The sequence below is a fragment of the Massilia sp. Masssp94 genome, from assembly GCF_059491305.1.
Genome location: NZ_CP168501.1, coordinates 5,290,607 through 5,304,353, shown reverse-complemented (window position 1 = coordinate 5,304,353; position 13,747 = coordinate 5,290,607). Strand labels below are relative to the sequence as shown.

Here is a 13,747-nt window from a genome sequence, read left to right as displayed (position 1 = left end):
TTTCGCTATAATCTCACCGTATCCTGAAAAATTTTCACCCATCATGGAAGATCAGAGAAAAATCTACGATTCAGTCGATCTGCGGATCCTGGCCATCCTGCTGAAGGACTCGCGCACGCCGCTGCAGGAGATCAGCAGCGCCGTGAACCTGTCGACGACGTCGTGCTGGAACCGCATCAAGCGCATGACGGACAGCGGCCTGCTGGAGGCGTACACGGTGAAAGTCGACCTGGCGAGCCTCGGCTACAACGACACGGTGATCGTCCAGGTGACGCTGGACAGTCACAGCGAGGAGACGCTGTACAAATTCGGCCAGGCGCTCGAATCGATCCCGGAAGTGCTGGAAGCCGCGCTGATCTCGGGCGACTACGATTACTTCATCCGCATCGCCGTGAAGGACACGCGCGACTACGAACGGCTGCTGCGCGAGCGCATTTACAACATCCCGGGCATCCGCCATAGCAAGTCCAGCTTCGTGCTGCGCACGCTGAAGAAGGTCGATACGCCCCTCACCTGACGGTCCGGCGCCACACTTCCGGGCAGCTTTCACGGCTAACCGAGTTGCGTCTTATGTCTTATAGAAGACTTGAGATACAATATCGGCAGTACCGGGCCAGCAACCGCTGTCCTGATTTTCAAAACGACTGAAAGAGCTTCCCATGTTAGCCGCATACCGCACCCATGTCGCCGAACGCGCCGCCCTCGGCGTGCCCCCGCTGCCCCTGTCCGCAGCCCAGACCACGGACCTGGTCGAACTCCTGAAGAATCCGCCGGCGGGCGAAGAAGACTTCCTGGTCGACCTGATCACGAACCGCGTCCCGGCGGGCGTGGACGACGCGGCCAAGGTCAAGGCCGCGTTCCTGAACAAGATCGCCCGCGGCGAGGAAACCAGCCCGCTGATCTCGCGCGAACTGGCGACGCGCCTGCTGGGCACGATGCTCGGCGGCTTCAACATCAAGCCGATGATCGACCTGCTGGACGACGCCGTCGTCGGCAAGGTCGCCGCCGAGGGCCTGAAAAAGACCCTGCTGATGTTCGACTACTTCCACGACGTCAAGGAACTGGCCGACAAGGGCAGCGCCAACGCCAAGGAAGTGATCCAGTCGTGGGCCGACGCCGAATGGTTCACGTCGCGTCCGGCCGTCCCGGAAAGCATGACCCTCACCGTCTTCAAGGTGTCCGGCGAGACCAACACCGACGACCTGTCGCCCGCTCCGGACGCGACCACCCGCCCGGACATCCCGCTGCACGCGCTGGCGATGCTGAAGAACCCGCGTCCGGGCATCAACCCGGAAGAGCCGGGCAAGATCGGCCCGATCAAGCAGATCGAGGCACTGAAGGCCAAGGGCCACCTGGTCGCCTACGTCGGCGACGTGGTCGGCACGGGCTCCTCGCGTAAGTCCGCCACCAACTCGGTGCTGTGGTTCACGGGCGAAGACATCCCGTTCATCCCGAACAAGCGCTTCGGCGGCGTGTGCCTCGGCACCAAGATCGCCCCGATCTTCTACAACACGATGGAAGACGCCGGCGCCCTGCCGATCGAAGTCGACGTGTCGAACATGGAAATGGGCGACGTCATCGAACTGCGTCCGTACGACGGCAAGGCCCTGAAGAACGGCGCAACGATCGCCGAGTTCAAGGTCAAGTCCGACGTGCTGTTCGACGAAGTGCGCGCCGGCGGCCGCATCCCGCTGATCATCGGCCGCGGCCTGACCGCCAAGGCGCGCGAAGCGCTGGGCCTCGCGCCGTCGACGCTGTTCCGCCTGCCGCAGAACCCGATCGATTCCGGTCGCGGCTTCTCGCTGGCGCAGAAGATGGTCGGCCGCGCGTGCGGCCTGCCGGAAGGCCAGGGCATCCGCCCGGGCACGTACTGCGAACCGAAGATGACCACCGTCGGCTCCCAGGACACCACCGGTCCGATGACCCGCGACGAGCTGAAGGACCTGGCCTGCCTGGGCTTCTCGGCCGACCTCGTGATGCAATCGTTCTGCCACACGGCCGCGTATCCGAAGCTGGTCGACGTCAAGATGCACAAGGAACTGCCGACGTTCATCGAGAACCGCGGCGGCGTGGCGCTGCGTCCGGGCGACGGTGTGATCCACTCGTGGCTGAACCGCCTGCTGCTGCCGGACACCGTCGGCACCGGCGGCGACTCGCACACCCGCTTCCCGATCGGTATCTCGTTCCCGGCCGGCTCGGGCCTGGTCGCCTTCGCGGCCGCCACCGGCGTCATGCCGCTGGACATGCCGGAATCGGTGCTGGTCCGCTTCAAGGGCGAGATGAAGCCGGGCGTCACGCTGCGTGACCTGGTCAACGCGATCCCGCTGTACGCGATCCAGCAAGGCCTGCTGACCGTCGACAAGAAGGGCAAGAAGAACATCTTCTCCGGCCGCATCCTGGAAATCGAAGGCCTGCCGAACCTGAAGGTCGAACAGGCGTTCGAACTGTCCGACGCGTCGGCAGAGCGCTCGGCCGCCGGCTGCACGGTCCACCTGGACAAGGCACCGATCATCGAGTACATGACCTCGAACATCACGCTGATGAAGTGGATGATCGCGAACGGCTACCTGGACCGCCGCACGCTGGAGCGCCGCATCAAGGCCATGGAAGCCTGGCTGGCCAAGCCGGACCTGCTGGCACCGGACGCGGATGCCGAGTACGCCGCCGTCATCGAGATCGACCTGGCCGACATCCATGAACCGATCGTCGCCTGCCCGAACGATCCGGACGACGTCAAGACGCTGTCCGACGTCGCCGGCGACAAGATCGACGACGTGTTCGTCGGCTCGTGCATGACCAACATCGGCCACTTCCGCGCCGCCTCGAAACTCCTGGAAGGCAAGACCGACATCCCGGTCCGCCTGTGGGTCGCCCCGCCGACCAAGATGGACCAGCAGGTGCTGACGGCCGAAGGCCACTACGGCACCTTGGGCCGCACCGGCGCGCGCATGGAAATGCCGGGCTGCTCGCTGTGCATGGGTAACCAGGCGCAGATCCGCAAGGGTGCGACCGTGATGTCGACGTCGACGCGCAACTTCCCGAACCGCCTCGGCATCGACACCCGCGTGTACCTGGGTTCGGCCGAACTGGCCGCGGTCTGCTCCACGCTGGGCAAGATCCCGACCCGCGAAGAGTACATGGCGCATATCGGCGTGATCAACGAGAACGCCGACCAGATCTACCGCTACATGAACTTCGACCAGATCAGCGAGTTCCGCGACGTGGCGGATACCGTCGCCGTCTGAGGCGCGGGTTGACACAAAAGAAAGGCTCCCGACGGGAGCCTTTTTTCATGGGCGGCGTGTATGATATTTACAGGCTGTGCTATCCCACGGGGAGGGACGACGATGGCCTTGAACTCGATCCGCAAGCTGCGGCGCGGCCTGGTGCTGTTCGCGCTGATCCTGCCATTGCTCTACATCCTGTCGGCCGGGACCGCGATCGTCATGGACCGCCGCTCCACGCTCGCGCAGGCCGGATCGGACATGCGCAACATCGCCGCCACGCTCGACGAACATGCCCTGCGCACCTTCGGCGAAGCGGACACCCGCCTGCGCTGGGCGCTCGACGAGATCGACCGGCGCGGCCTCTTGCTCTCCCCCGCCGACGAGCGCGACCTCCACGACATCCTGGCCGCCGCGATGGACGGGGCGCCGCAGGCCGCCAGCCTGAACCTGATCGGTCCCGACGGCTGGCTGCGCGCCAGCAGCACCACGTATCCGCTGCAGCCCATCGACAGCCGCGACCGCGAATACTACATCTACCTCTCCTCCCACCCCGGCCGCGGCATGCATGTCGCCCGCTCGATCCGCTCCCGCACCAGCGGCAAATGGACGATCCCCGTCGCGCGCCGGGTCGACCATCCGGACGGCTCGCTGAAGATGATCGGCGGCTTCGGCGTCGACATGGCCTATTTCGACCGCTTTTACCGCACCCTGCGGCTGGGCGACAGCAGCCGCCTCATGCTGCTGCGGCGCGACGGCTGGGTGATCATGGAAACACCGCTCGGGGCCGACGTCATGGACCGCAACGTGGCGACGACGGGCCTGTTCCGCAAACTGGCCGAGGCACCGTCCGGCGTGTACGAAACGGAACGCAGCATGGTCGACGGCCGGCCGCGCCTGATCGGCTATGCGAGCCTGCCCGAATCGGACGTCGTCGCGGTGGCGAGCGTCGCCCGCGCCGAGGTGCTGCGCCCATGGGCCGTGCGCAGCTGGGAAGTGGCCGCCATCGGCGCCGTGTCCACCTTGCTGCTGCTGGGATTGCTGCGCTTCCTGTGGCTGCGCCTGGCCGACCTCGAGGAAACACAACACAACCTCACCCGCCGCAACGCCCAGCTGGACACGGCGCACCGCCGGTTCCAGGAGCTGGTCGACGGCATCGACGGCGTCGTCTGGGAGGCGGAACTGCCGGCGTTCCACTTCACCTACGTCAGCGGCAACGCCGAAGCCATCTCGGGCTACAAGGCCGGCGAGTGGATCCGGGACCCCGCGTTCTGGCGCGACCGCCTCTGCACGACGCCGGACGGCAAGACCGTCGAGCCCGTGCTGGACATGGACGGACCGGGCCTGCTCAAGCCGGTCGAGCATCACCTCATGACGCCGGACGGCAGGGAGATCTGGCTGCTCAGCAACGTCATGCTGGCCGGGTCGGGGACGGGACACCTGCAGGTGCGCGGCGTCACGGTCGACGTCACGCGCCAGAAACAGTCGGAGCTGCAACTATTCCAGGCGGTCCACGTCGATCCGCTGACCCGGCTGCCGAACCGGCGCGCCTTCGTCGACCACGTCAACCATGCACTGGCGCTCGCGGAACGCAACAAGACGATGGTCGCGCTCGTCCTGATCGACCTCGACAACTTCAACACGCTCAACGACACGCTCGGCCACGAACACGGCGACCAGGTGCTCGTGCGGATCGGCGAGCGCCTGCGCGACTGCATCGGCCCAACCGACATGCTGGCGCGGATGGGCGGCGATGAATTCGCGATCGCCGTCGAGGGCGGCCACCGGCTCGCCCTCAAGGCCGAACACCTGGCCGAACGCATCCACGCGGCCTGCGCCGACAAGATCGCGCTCGACGGCCACGAGCTGTACGTCACCCTCAGCATGGGCATCGCGCTGTATCCGCAGGACGGCCTGGACTACCAGGCCCTCGTGCGCAGCGCCGACACCGCGCTGTACCGGGCCAAGGCCTCCGGCCGCAACGGCTGGCAATTCTTCGACAGCTCGATGGCGCGCCAGGTCGAGCACCGGATGGACCTGGAAACGGGCCTGCGCCACGCGATCGACGGCGGCGAGTTCCAGCTGTTCTACCAGCCGCAGCGCTCGCTGGCGGACGGCCGTATCGTCGGTGCCGAGGCCCTCGTGCGCTGGGACCGCCCCGGCCGGGGCATGGTGCCCACGCAGGAGTTCATCCACGTCGCCGAGGAAAGCGGCTTCATCGTCGCGCTCGGCAACTGGGTGCTGCGCGCCGCCTGCTGCCAGGCGGCCGACTGGGGCCGGACCGCCGTGCCGCTGCGCATCGCCGTCAACGTGTCCGTCGTCCAGCTGCGCCAGGCCGATTTCGTCGACCAGGTGCGGTCTGCGCTGGTCCTGTCCGGCCTGCCGCCGCACCGGCTCGAACTGGAGATCACGGAAGGCGCGTTCGTCGCCGACACCCTCGACGCGATCGGCAAGCTGCACCTGATCAAGAGCATGGGCGTGGAACTGGCGGTCGACGATTTCGGCACGGGCTACTCGTCGCTGTCCTACCTGAAGCAGCTGCCCGTCGACCGCCTCAAGGTCGACCAGAGCTTCGTGCGCGACCTGCCGCGCAACGCGGGCGACCGCGCGATCGTGCGCGCGATCCTGGCGATGGCCGCGAACCTGAACCTGCAAGTCATCGCCGAAGGCGTCGAGTCGGAAGAGCAGCTCGAGTTCCTGCGCGTCGAGGGCTGCCACGAGATCCAGGGCTTCGTCGTGTCGCCGCCCGTCAGCGCGGCCAGCTTCGCCGCGCGGTTCCTCATCACCAATCAAACTTGACGTCGGGTCCTGTACCATACGGCCTCCGGCCACTTCCCTCTGCCTCCGCCCTTGAACAGCATCCCTCTTTTCGGCTTGCGCCGCGACCTGCCCCGCTGGCGTCATCTCGTCACGCCCGCGTGGGTGATGTCGCTCGCCGGCAGTGGCTCGCGGGTGTTCGAAGCGGGATGCGACGCGCAGGATACCTACACGGCCGGCCATCTCCCCGGGGCCGGCTACCTCGACACGACGTGGTTCGAACACGGACCGTTGTGGAACAAGGTCCCCGACGCCGAACTCCGGCGGGTGCTGCTCGCCCACGGCATACGCCACGACACCACCGTCGTCCTGTATGGCCGCAACATCCTCGCGGCGGCGCGCGTCGCGCACCTGCTGCTGTACGCGGGCGTCGCCGACGTCCGCCTGCTCGACGGCGGGATCGCGGCGTGGCAGCGGGCGGGCCTGCCGCTCGAATCCGGGCCGCCGCGTCCCGGTCCCGCGGCGGACGATTTCGGCGCGCCCTTCCCCGCGCGGCCCGACTACCTGTTCGACATGGACCAGGTGCGCGGCCTGCTGCGGCATGGCCAGGGCACGCTCGCCAGCATCCGCACGTGGAACGAATACGTCGGCCGGACGTCGGGCTACAACTACATCGAGGCACGGGGCGACATTCCGGGCGCCGTATGGGGCCGCGCCGGCGACGAGGGCGACGTGAACAGCATGGCCGCGTTCCATCACGCCGACGGGCGCATGAAACCCGCGGCGGACATCCTGCGCATGTGGGGATCGAACGGCATCCACGCGGGCCGGCCGACGGTATTTTATTGCGGCACCGGCTGGCGCGCGTCGCTGGCGTTCTTCTACGCCTGGCTGATGGGCTGGGAGCGCATCGGCGTGTACGACGGCGGCTGGTGCGAATGGAGCCGGGATCCGGACAACCCGGTCGTGTGCCGCGCGGAGCGGGAGAACGTCGAACGCCGGCGCCATTGCCGATAACGCGGAAATCGCATACACTCCGAAAAGTTATCGATAACTAATTCACCCACATGACCGAGACAATCTCCCGCCGCCTGCTCGCCATCGACGAAGGCCGCCAACAACTGTCGCTCGTCGACACCGCCACCGACACCTTCCACTGGACGCTGGACCTGTCCCCCTACCCGCTCGCGCGCGACCTGCAGCGGCTCGACGCGGCCCGCGCGCTGGTCGGCTTCGACCGCGGTTTCTTCGAGCTGGACATCGAATCGGGCCGCGTCCTGGACGCCTGCGCGCGCTGGACCGACGTCACGGCCGTGCACCGCCGGCCCGACGGCCACACGCTCGTGACGGGCTGGAACCTGGACGGCACGGGTGGCGTCAACGTGCTGACGCTGGACCGCGAATGGAACGTCGTCGCCAGCGCGCGCCGCGACGGCGACTACGTGCGCCTGATGCGCCCGACGCGGGACGGCACGTACCTGCTCTGCACCAACGACCACATCCTCGAAACGGCGCCGGACCTGACGGAACGCCGCCGCTTTGGCGTGTCCGAATTCGAGCATGCGTGGAAGGCCGAACGGAACGCGGACGGCACCACTCTCGTGTCGGGCGGCTATGGCGCGGTGATGGTGTTGTTCGACGCGGCCGGGAACGTGCGGCAGCGCTTCGGCGCCGCGGCCGACCTGCCCGCCGAGGTGGCGCCGTTCTTCTATGCGAGCTTCCAGCAGCTGGACGACGGCCACCTGCTCGTCGCGAACTGGCAGGGACACGGTCCGGACAACGGGCACAAGGGAAGGCAGTTGCTGGAGTTCGACGCGCAGCGCCGGCTGGCCGGCACGTGGTCGGCCCCCGAGCGGATCTCGTCGCTGCAGGGCATCCTGGCGCTCGACTAATCTTCCAGCGGTTCGGCCGGCGTGGCGGACGATGCGCCGCGCGCGCCGATCCGCTTCACGAGCAGCTGGTCGATGCGGTAGTGGTCCACGTCGAGCACTTCGAACCGCATCCCTTCGTATTCGACGCTGTCGGTCGGCTTGGGCACCTTGCGCAGCATGTACATCATGAAGCCGGCCGCCGTCTCGTAGTGCTCCTCCTCGGGCAGCCCGTCCAGTTCGAGCACGCGCTTCATGTCCGCCACCGGCGTGCTGCCGTCGATCAGCCAGGAACCGTCCTCGCGTTGCAAGGCCTGCTGGTCCGCCTCCAGCGGCGTGCCCCATTTGCCCATCACGGTCACCATGATGTCGCTCAGCGTGACGACGCCGACGATGAACGCGTACTCGTTGATCACGACGGCGAACGTCTCCTTGGTGGCGCGGAAGCGGTCGAGCAGTTCGGACAGCGTCAGCGAATCGGGAATGATCAGGACCGTGCGGATGCTCGATTCGTTCAGCTGGAACCGGGACTGGCGGTTCAGCAGCTGCACGAGGATGTCGCGCGTGTCCACATAGCCGATCACGCGGTCGATCACGCCGTCGCACACGGGGAATTTCGACAGCGCGTGCGTGGCGATCTTCTGGCGGATGCTGTCCTCGGATTCGGTCAGCGTGAAGAACACGACGTTCTCCCGCGTCGTCATCGTCGACGTGACGGCGCGCGACTCCAGCTCGAACACGTTCTCGATGAAGTGCTGCTCCTGCTTCTGCAGCACGCCGGCCTGCGCGCCCGCTTCCACGACGGCCGAGATCTCGTCGAAGGTGATGCGGTCCTCGCGCGTCGTGTCGACGCCGAACACGCGAAACAGCATGTTCGCCACCTTGTTCAGTGCCCAGGACAGGGGCCTGAACACGCGGATGACGACCATGACCGGCCGCACGACGGCCATCGCCGTGCTCTCCGGCGCGATCATCGCGAGGCGCTTGGGCATCAGGTCGGCGAAGAGCACGAACAGCGTCGTGACGAACACGAACGACAGCGCGAACGCGATATTGTCGCGGCCCGGTCCATCGTAGAAGAGCGTCAGCCATTCCAGGAAAAACGGCCGCAGCGCGCCCTCCCCGAGGATACCGCCCAGGATGGCGATCGCGTTCAGGCCGATCTGCGACGCGGCGAAGAAGTCGGCCGACTGCGCCTGCAGCGCGATCACCTTGTGCGCGCGCGCGTCGCCCGCCTGGGCCAGCAGTTTCAGCTTGATCTTGCGTGCGCCCGCCAGCGCGATTTCGCTCAGGGACAGGAAGCCGGCGGCCAGCACGAGGACGGCCAGCAAGGCCAGATGTTCGAACAGATTCATGGAGCACCCGGAATAATGATGTCACTTTAACATAGGCGCCAGTCAGCTCAATTTGATATACCGGATGACACATTTAGTAATTGTCGAAAGCCCCCGTGCTTCGCATAATCTGCTATCACGTCCACACCTCATACTGGAAATCCCGATGCAAAAGCCTCGCCTGGCCCTGATTCCTCTGTTGTTCGCGGCGACCCTGTCTCACGCTGCCACCGATCCCCTCGCACCGACCGCGCGCTGGAGCGCCTACACCGCGGGCCACGCGGCCACGCCGCCGATGGGCTGGAGCAGCTGGAATGCGTTCGGCACCGACATCGACGAGGCGAAGGTCCTGGGCGCGGCCCAGCGCCTCGTGGACAGCGGCCTGGCCGCCAAGGGCTACCGCTACGTCAACATCGACGACGGCTGGGCGCTGCGCCGCAACCAGCCGGACGGCCGCCTGATCGTACGCCCGGACCGGTTCCCGTCCACCGTCAACGGCGGGTTCCGTCCGTTCACCGACAAGATCCACGCGATGGGCCTGAAGGCCGGTATTTACTCGGACCTGGGCCGCAATACGTGCTCGCAGGCGTATGGCGGCGACGACCCGAACCTGCCGAAGGGCAGCGTGCTCGAACGCGAAGTGGGCCTGTACGGCCACATCGACCAGGACATCGGCCTGTTCTTCCGCGACTGGGGCTTCGACTTCATCAAGGTCGACGGCTGCGGCCTGCGCGCGTACGGCGCGGACAGCCCGAAAGTCAAGACGGGCAACTACCGCGCGCTGAAACCCGTGCTGGACCTGGAATCGGTCGCCCGCTCGGACATCCCGGCCGTGCAGGCGGAATTCACGCAGATCAACGAGGCACTGAAGCGCAGCAATCCGGACGGCGACTACCTGCTGTCGCTGTGCGTGTGGGGCTCGGCCGACGTACGCGCCTGGGGCAAGAACTTCGGCAACCTCTCGCGCACGAGCGACGACATCCGCCCGAACTGGCCGCGCCTGCTCAGTAACTACGACAGCGCCGCACGGCGCGAACTGTACGGCCATCCGGGCAGCTGGAACGATCCGGACATGCTGTACATCGGCGCCGGCGATTTCGACGCGAACCACCTGACCGAAGCGAGATCGCACTTCGCGCTGTGGGCCATGCTGAATTCGCCGCTGATGACGGGCGCCGACCTGCGCACGACGCCGCAGGCGCTGATGGACATCTTCGGCAACGCCGACATCATCGCGCTGAACCAGGACCCGGCCGGCAACCAGGCCGTGCTCGCGTACGACGCGGACGACGTGCAAATCCTCGTGAAGACCCTCGCGTCGGGCGACAAGGCCGTCGCCATCTTCAACCGCGGCATCGCAGCCGTCGATGCCGACCTGACGGCAGAGCACCTCAAGCTGCGCAAGGACGGCAAGATCACGCTGACCGATCTCTGGTCGAAGGAAGCCACCTCGTTCACGAACGAGACGAAAGTGAAAGTGGCGCCGCGCGAAACGCGCATCTTCCGCGTCCAGGGCGCACGCGCGCTGGCGGACGGCCTGTACCTGTCGGAGCAGCCGGGCAGCGTGAACCCGGCCGTCGACGGCGTGACGAAGCCGACGGCCGATCCGACCGTGTTCCGCTCGTCGTTCGGCTGGAGCGGCACCAAGGGCGGCGGCGAACGCCCGATGTACGCCGGCTTCGGCGGCGCGCGCGCGGACAGCACGCCGTACGGCCAGTGGCTGCAGATCGGCGGCAAGCGCTACGACGCCGGCATCGGCATCCTGGCCAATTCGCGCCTCGAAGTGCGCAACCACGATTACCGCCGCCTGGAGACGAAGGTCGGCGTCGACGATTCCGCGCAGGACCGCAAGAACGGCGTGACGTTCCTCGTCTACGGCGACGGCAAGCTGCTCGCGAAGAGCCGTGCGCTGCGCTGGGGCCAGCCGGCGCAGGCATTGAGCGTGGACGTCGCCGGCGTCAAGCTGATCGAACTGGTGGCCAAGAGCACGGGCGGCGCCAACGAGCAGCTGCCGGTGACCTGGGGTGACGCGGCGCTGACGTCAGCGCGCTGATTTCAAGGCGTGGCGGCGCGCCGCCAGCTCCTGCTCCAGTCTGACGTCACGGCCGTAGATGTCCGCGGCGAAGCGCGCACCGCCCTCGCTGTCGACGATGGCGGTCGCGTAGAACAGCACCACGGGAATCGAACGAGGCAGGTCGACGTGCTTCGTCGGCCCCGGCTGCAGCGCCTCCTGGATCGCATCCGCCGTCCATTGGCGCTGCCCGCCGAGCACGTACTGCGCCAGCGCGGCCGGGTGCTCGACGCGGATGCAGCCGTGCGACAGGTCGCGCCGGCTGCGTTCGAACAGTTCGCGCGCCGACGTCGAGTGCAAATAGATGTCCATCGGGTTCGGCATCGCGAACTTGATCGGTCCCAGCGAATTCTTCGCCCCCGGGCGCTGGCGCACGCGCGCCCGCCCCGCTTTCAGGTCCGCCACGCTCGCTTCCGGCGGCACCGTCTCCATGTCATGCTGCTTCAGGTACGCCGGATTGCGCGCGAGCTTCGGCAGGATCTCTTTTTCCAGGATGCTGCGCGGGACGTTCCAGTACGGGTTGAATTCGAGGTAGCGCATCTGCCCGACGAACAGCGGCGTTTCCGTCTTGACGGCGGAGCCGACGACGACGCGCATCTCCAGCGGCGCCTCCGTGCTGCCGTTCTGCAGCGCCCACAGCCGGTAGGCCGGCAGGTCGACGACGATCAGCGGGCCGGGACCGAAATCCGGCAGCCAGCGCAAACGCTCCAGCGTCAGTTCGAGCTGGCGCACGCGCTGCGCGGGCGGCACGTTGAGCGCATTGACCGTGCCGCGCCCCAGCACACCGTCTTCCTCCAGTCCGTGACGGGCCTGGAAGTGGCGCACGCCCTCTTCCAGCTTGTCGCCGTAGATGCCGTCAACGGGCGGCGCCGCATCGGCCGGCAGGTCGCCCAGCAGCACGAGGCGTTCGAACAGCGCCTGCGCATCCGGATACGCCGCGCCCGGTTTGACCTTCGCCTGCGGCACCAGGAGCGCGGGATACGGCTGCTTCGCCAGCTCGCGGTAATGCGCCAGCGCCGCCTTGACCTGCGCGTACAGCGGCAGCTGCGGCTCGGCCGCCTGCACCGCGTCGCGCAGCTTGCCGGCCGCGAGTCCCGTACGCAGCCGCTCGACCGGATCGTAGCGCTTGAGGCGCGCGTCGGACTTGCCGGTGTGGTATTCGGAACGCACGCGGCCCACGCGCAGGTCGGCCAGGTAGTGCAGCATCGCCGCCGTCAGCGCGACGTCGAATCTGGCGGGATCGGCATGGCCGGAACGCAGCTGCTGCTGCAGGTCGTCGGCGCCGTAGTCCTGCGGGTCGAGGCCCTGTACCGGGGCCTGGCGCAGCACCCACAACGCGGCGGCGGCGGTTTGCGGATTCCACGCGGGCGCATACTTGCGCGGGGCGTAGAAGCGGTCGAGCCAACCGCGCTCGTCGTAGGGACCGGGCAATGGCGCGGCTTGCGCATGGATGGCCGCGGGGATGGACTGGGCGAGGGAGAAACGGGGAACGAGGGCCGCGGCACAGAGCACGAGCGCGGTGGCGATTTTCTGGCTGGACTTCATGGATGCTTTCGGACTTCGGCAACGATACGTTACCGATAAGCATCATACCCGCAACGCGTGATATCAGCGTGTACGATTGGTGCGCGTGGCGAGCCAGCACAGGATGGCACCGCCGCACACCATGGCCGCGCCCTGCCAGAACGCGAGCGACAGCGGCGCGCGCAGCAGGCGTGCCGAGAGCGCCGCGGAGAGCACGGGGATGAAGTACGACGCGCCGGCCAGGACCGTCACGTTCCCGTGCAGGATGCCGACATTCCACGCGCCGTAGCCGAAGCCCATGGCGCCCGCGGCCAGGAGCAGGTAGACGACGGCCTCGAGACTGAAATCCATGCGGCCGCCGCCCTCCAGCAGGTACTTGCCCCACAACGTCATCGACACGAGGATGAAGAACAGCGTGACGCCGTTCTTTCCTTCCGCGATGCGCGCCGTCACCGTGCAGTACGCGGCCCAGATCACGGCGCCGGCGAACGCCAGCCCGTAGCTGAGCGGGTTGGCGCGCACGTTGCGCAGCATGCCGGCAAGATCGACGCCCTGCGCGCCGCCCAGCACCCAGCAGATGCCGACGATGGACAGCGCGAACCCCGGCACGATCAGGAAGTTCGTCTTCTGCCGGTTGAACAGGATGCTTGCCACGATGGTGAACGTGGGCCACAGGTAGTTGACCATCCCGACCTCGATGGCCTGGCGCGCCGTGTCCGCATAGCCGATCGACAGCGACAGGCACAGTTCATAGGTCACGAACAGCACGCTGCCCCAGGCCAGGTAGCGGCGCGGCAGCCGCGCATGGCCCACCGACAGCAGCAGGAACACCGACGCCACGCTGTACATCAGCGCGGCCCCGCCCGTGGGGCCGAGGTGGACGCTGACCTGGCGGATCAGGCCCACGATGGCGCTCCACAGCAGGACGGCAGTCAAGCCGATCAGGGTCGCCTTGTTCCTGTCGTTCAT

Annotated in this window: 9 protein-coding genes; 6 read left to right on the top strand and 3 right to left on the bottom strand. The window is 67.1% G+C overall.

Annotated features, from left to right (window positions below; genetic code table 11):
* The first annotated feature begins 43 nt into the window (after positions 1–43).
* The 5 genes from ACEN9G_RS23615 (at position 44) to ACEN9G_RS23595 (ending at position 7,873) form a co-directional block, all read left to right on the top strand.
* Positions 44–517: an Lrp/AsnC family transcriptional regulator gene (locus ACEN9G_RS23615; protein WP_413342398.1), complete on the top strand. Its 474-nt coding sequence runs from the start codon at positions 44–46 to the stop codon at positions 515–517.
* 142 nt (positions 518–659) lie between these two features.
* Positions 660–3,245 carry a bifunctional aconitate hydratase 2/2-methylisocitrate dehydratase gene (locus tag ACEN9G_RS23610; protein ID WP_413342396.1) on the top strand — a complete coding sequence of 862 codons (2,586 nt, stop codon included), beginning with the start codon at positions 660–662 and terminating at the stop codon, positions 3,243–3,245.
* A 102-nt stretch (positions 3,246–3,347) separates the two neighbouring features.
* Complete coding sequence (locus ACEN9G_RS23605) at positions 3,348–6,023, top strand: bifunctional diguanylate cyclase/phosphodiesterase (RefSeq protein WP_413342394.1); 2,676 nt, start codon at positions 3,348–3,350, stop codon at positions 6,021–6,023.
* A 51-nt stretch (positions 6,024–6,074) separates the two neighbouring features.
* Positions 6,075–6,998 carry a sulfurtransferase gene (locus tag ACEN9G_RS23600; protein ID WP_483127033.1) on the top strand — a complete coding sequence of 308 codons (924 nt, stop codon included), beginning with the start codon at positions 6,075–6,077 and terminating at the stop codon, positions 6,996–6,998.
* Between the two features lie 50 nt (positions 6,999–7,048).
* Positions 7,049–7,873 carry a hypothetical protein gene (locus ACEN9G_RS23595; protein WP_413341686.1) on the top strand — a complete coding sequence of 275 codons (825 nt, stop codon included), beginning with the start codon at positions 7,049–7,051 and terminating at the stop codon, positions 7,871–7,873.
* On the opposite strand, the gene paeA is transcribed toward ACEN9G_RS23595, so the two are convergent.
* A complete protein-coding gene (gene paeA / locus ACEN9G_RS23590) occupies positions 7,870–9,204 on the bottom strand; it encodes a polyamine export protein PaeA (protein WP_413341684.1) in 1,335 nt (444 codons plus the stop codon). The two genes, ACEN9G_RS23595 and paeA, sit on opposite strands and share 4 nt — an antisense overlap.
* Before the next feature lie 145 nt (positions 9,205–9,349).
* Between paeA and ACEN9G_RS23585 the strand changes: the two genes are divergently transcribed.
* The gene (locus ACEN9G_RS23585; RefSeq protein ID WP_413341682.1) at positions 9,350–11,236 is read left to right on the top strand and encodes an NPCBM/NEW2 domain-containing protein; all 1,887 of its coding nucleotides are present in this window, start codon (positions 9,350–9,352) and stop codon (positions 11,234–11,236) included.
* Here ACEN9G_RS23585 and ACEN9G_RS23580 read toward each other — a convergent pair.
* Positions 11,225–12,799 carry a L,D-transpeptidase family protein gene (locus ACEN9G_RS23580; protein ID WP_413341680.1) on the bottom strand — a complete coding sequence of 525 codons (1,575 nt, stop codon included), beginning with the start codon at positions 12,797–12,799 and terminating at the stop codon, positions 11,225–11,227. The genes ACEN9G_RS23585 and ACEN9G_RS23580 overlap by 12 nt on opposite strands.
* A 63-nt stretch (positions 12,800–12,862) precedes the next feature.
* Positions 12,863–13,747: an aromatic amino acid DMT transporter YddG gene (gene yddG / locus ACEN9G_RS23575; protein ID WP_413341678.1), complete on the bottom strand. Its 885-nt coding sequence runs from the start codon at positions 13,745–13,747 to the stop codon at positions 12,863–12,865.

What these genes read in the sequence shown, in the direction of transcription:
- ACEN9G_RS23610 (WP_413342396.1), top strand. Translation starts at nt 660, where the DNA reads ATGTTAGCCGCATACCGCACCCATGTCGCCGAACGCGCCGCCCTCGGC.
- ACEN9G_RS23615 (WP_413342398.1), top strand. Translation starts at nt 44, where the DNA reads ATGGAAGATCAGAGAAAAATCTACGATTCAGTCGATCTGCGGATCCTG.
- ACEN9G_RS23595 (WP_413341686.1), top strand. Translation starts at nt 7,049, where the DNA reads ATGACCGAGACAATCTCCCGCCGCCTGCTCGCCATCGACGAAGGCCGC.
- ACEN9G_RS23580 (WP_413341680.1), bottom strand. Translation starts at nt 12,799, where the DNA reads ATGAAGTCCAGCCAGAAAATCGCCACCGCGCTCGTGCTCTGTGCCGCG.
- ACEN9G_RS23605 (WP_413342394.1), top strand. Translation starts at nt 3,348, where the DNA reads ATGGCCTTGAACTCGATCCGCAAGCTGCGGCGCGGCCTGGTGCTGTTC.
- yddG (WP_413341678.1), bottom strand. Translation starts at nt 13,747, where the DNA reads ATGAACGACAGGAACAAGGCGACCCTGATCGGCTTGACTGCCGTCCTG.
- ACEN9G_RS23585 (WP_413341682.1), top strand. Translation starts at nt 9,350, where the DNA reads ATGCAAAAGCCTCGCCTGGCCCTGATTCCTCTGTTGTTCGCGGCGACC.
- paeA (WP_413341684.1), bottom strand. Translation starts at nt 9,204, where the DNA reads ATGAATCTGTTCGAACATCTGGCCTTGCTGGCCGTCCTCGTGCTGGCC.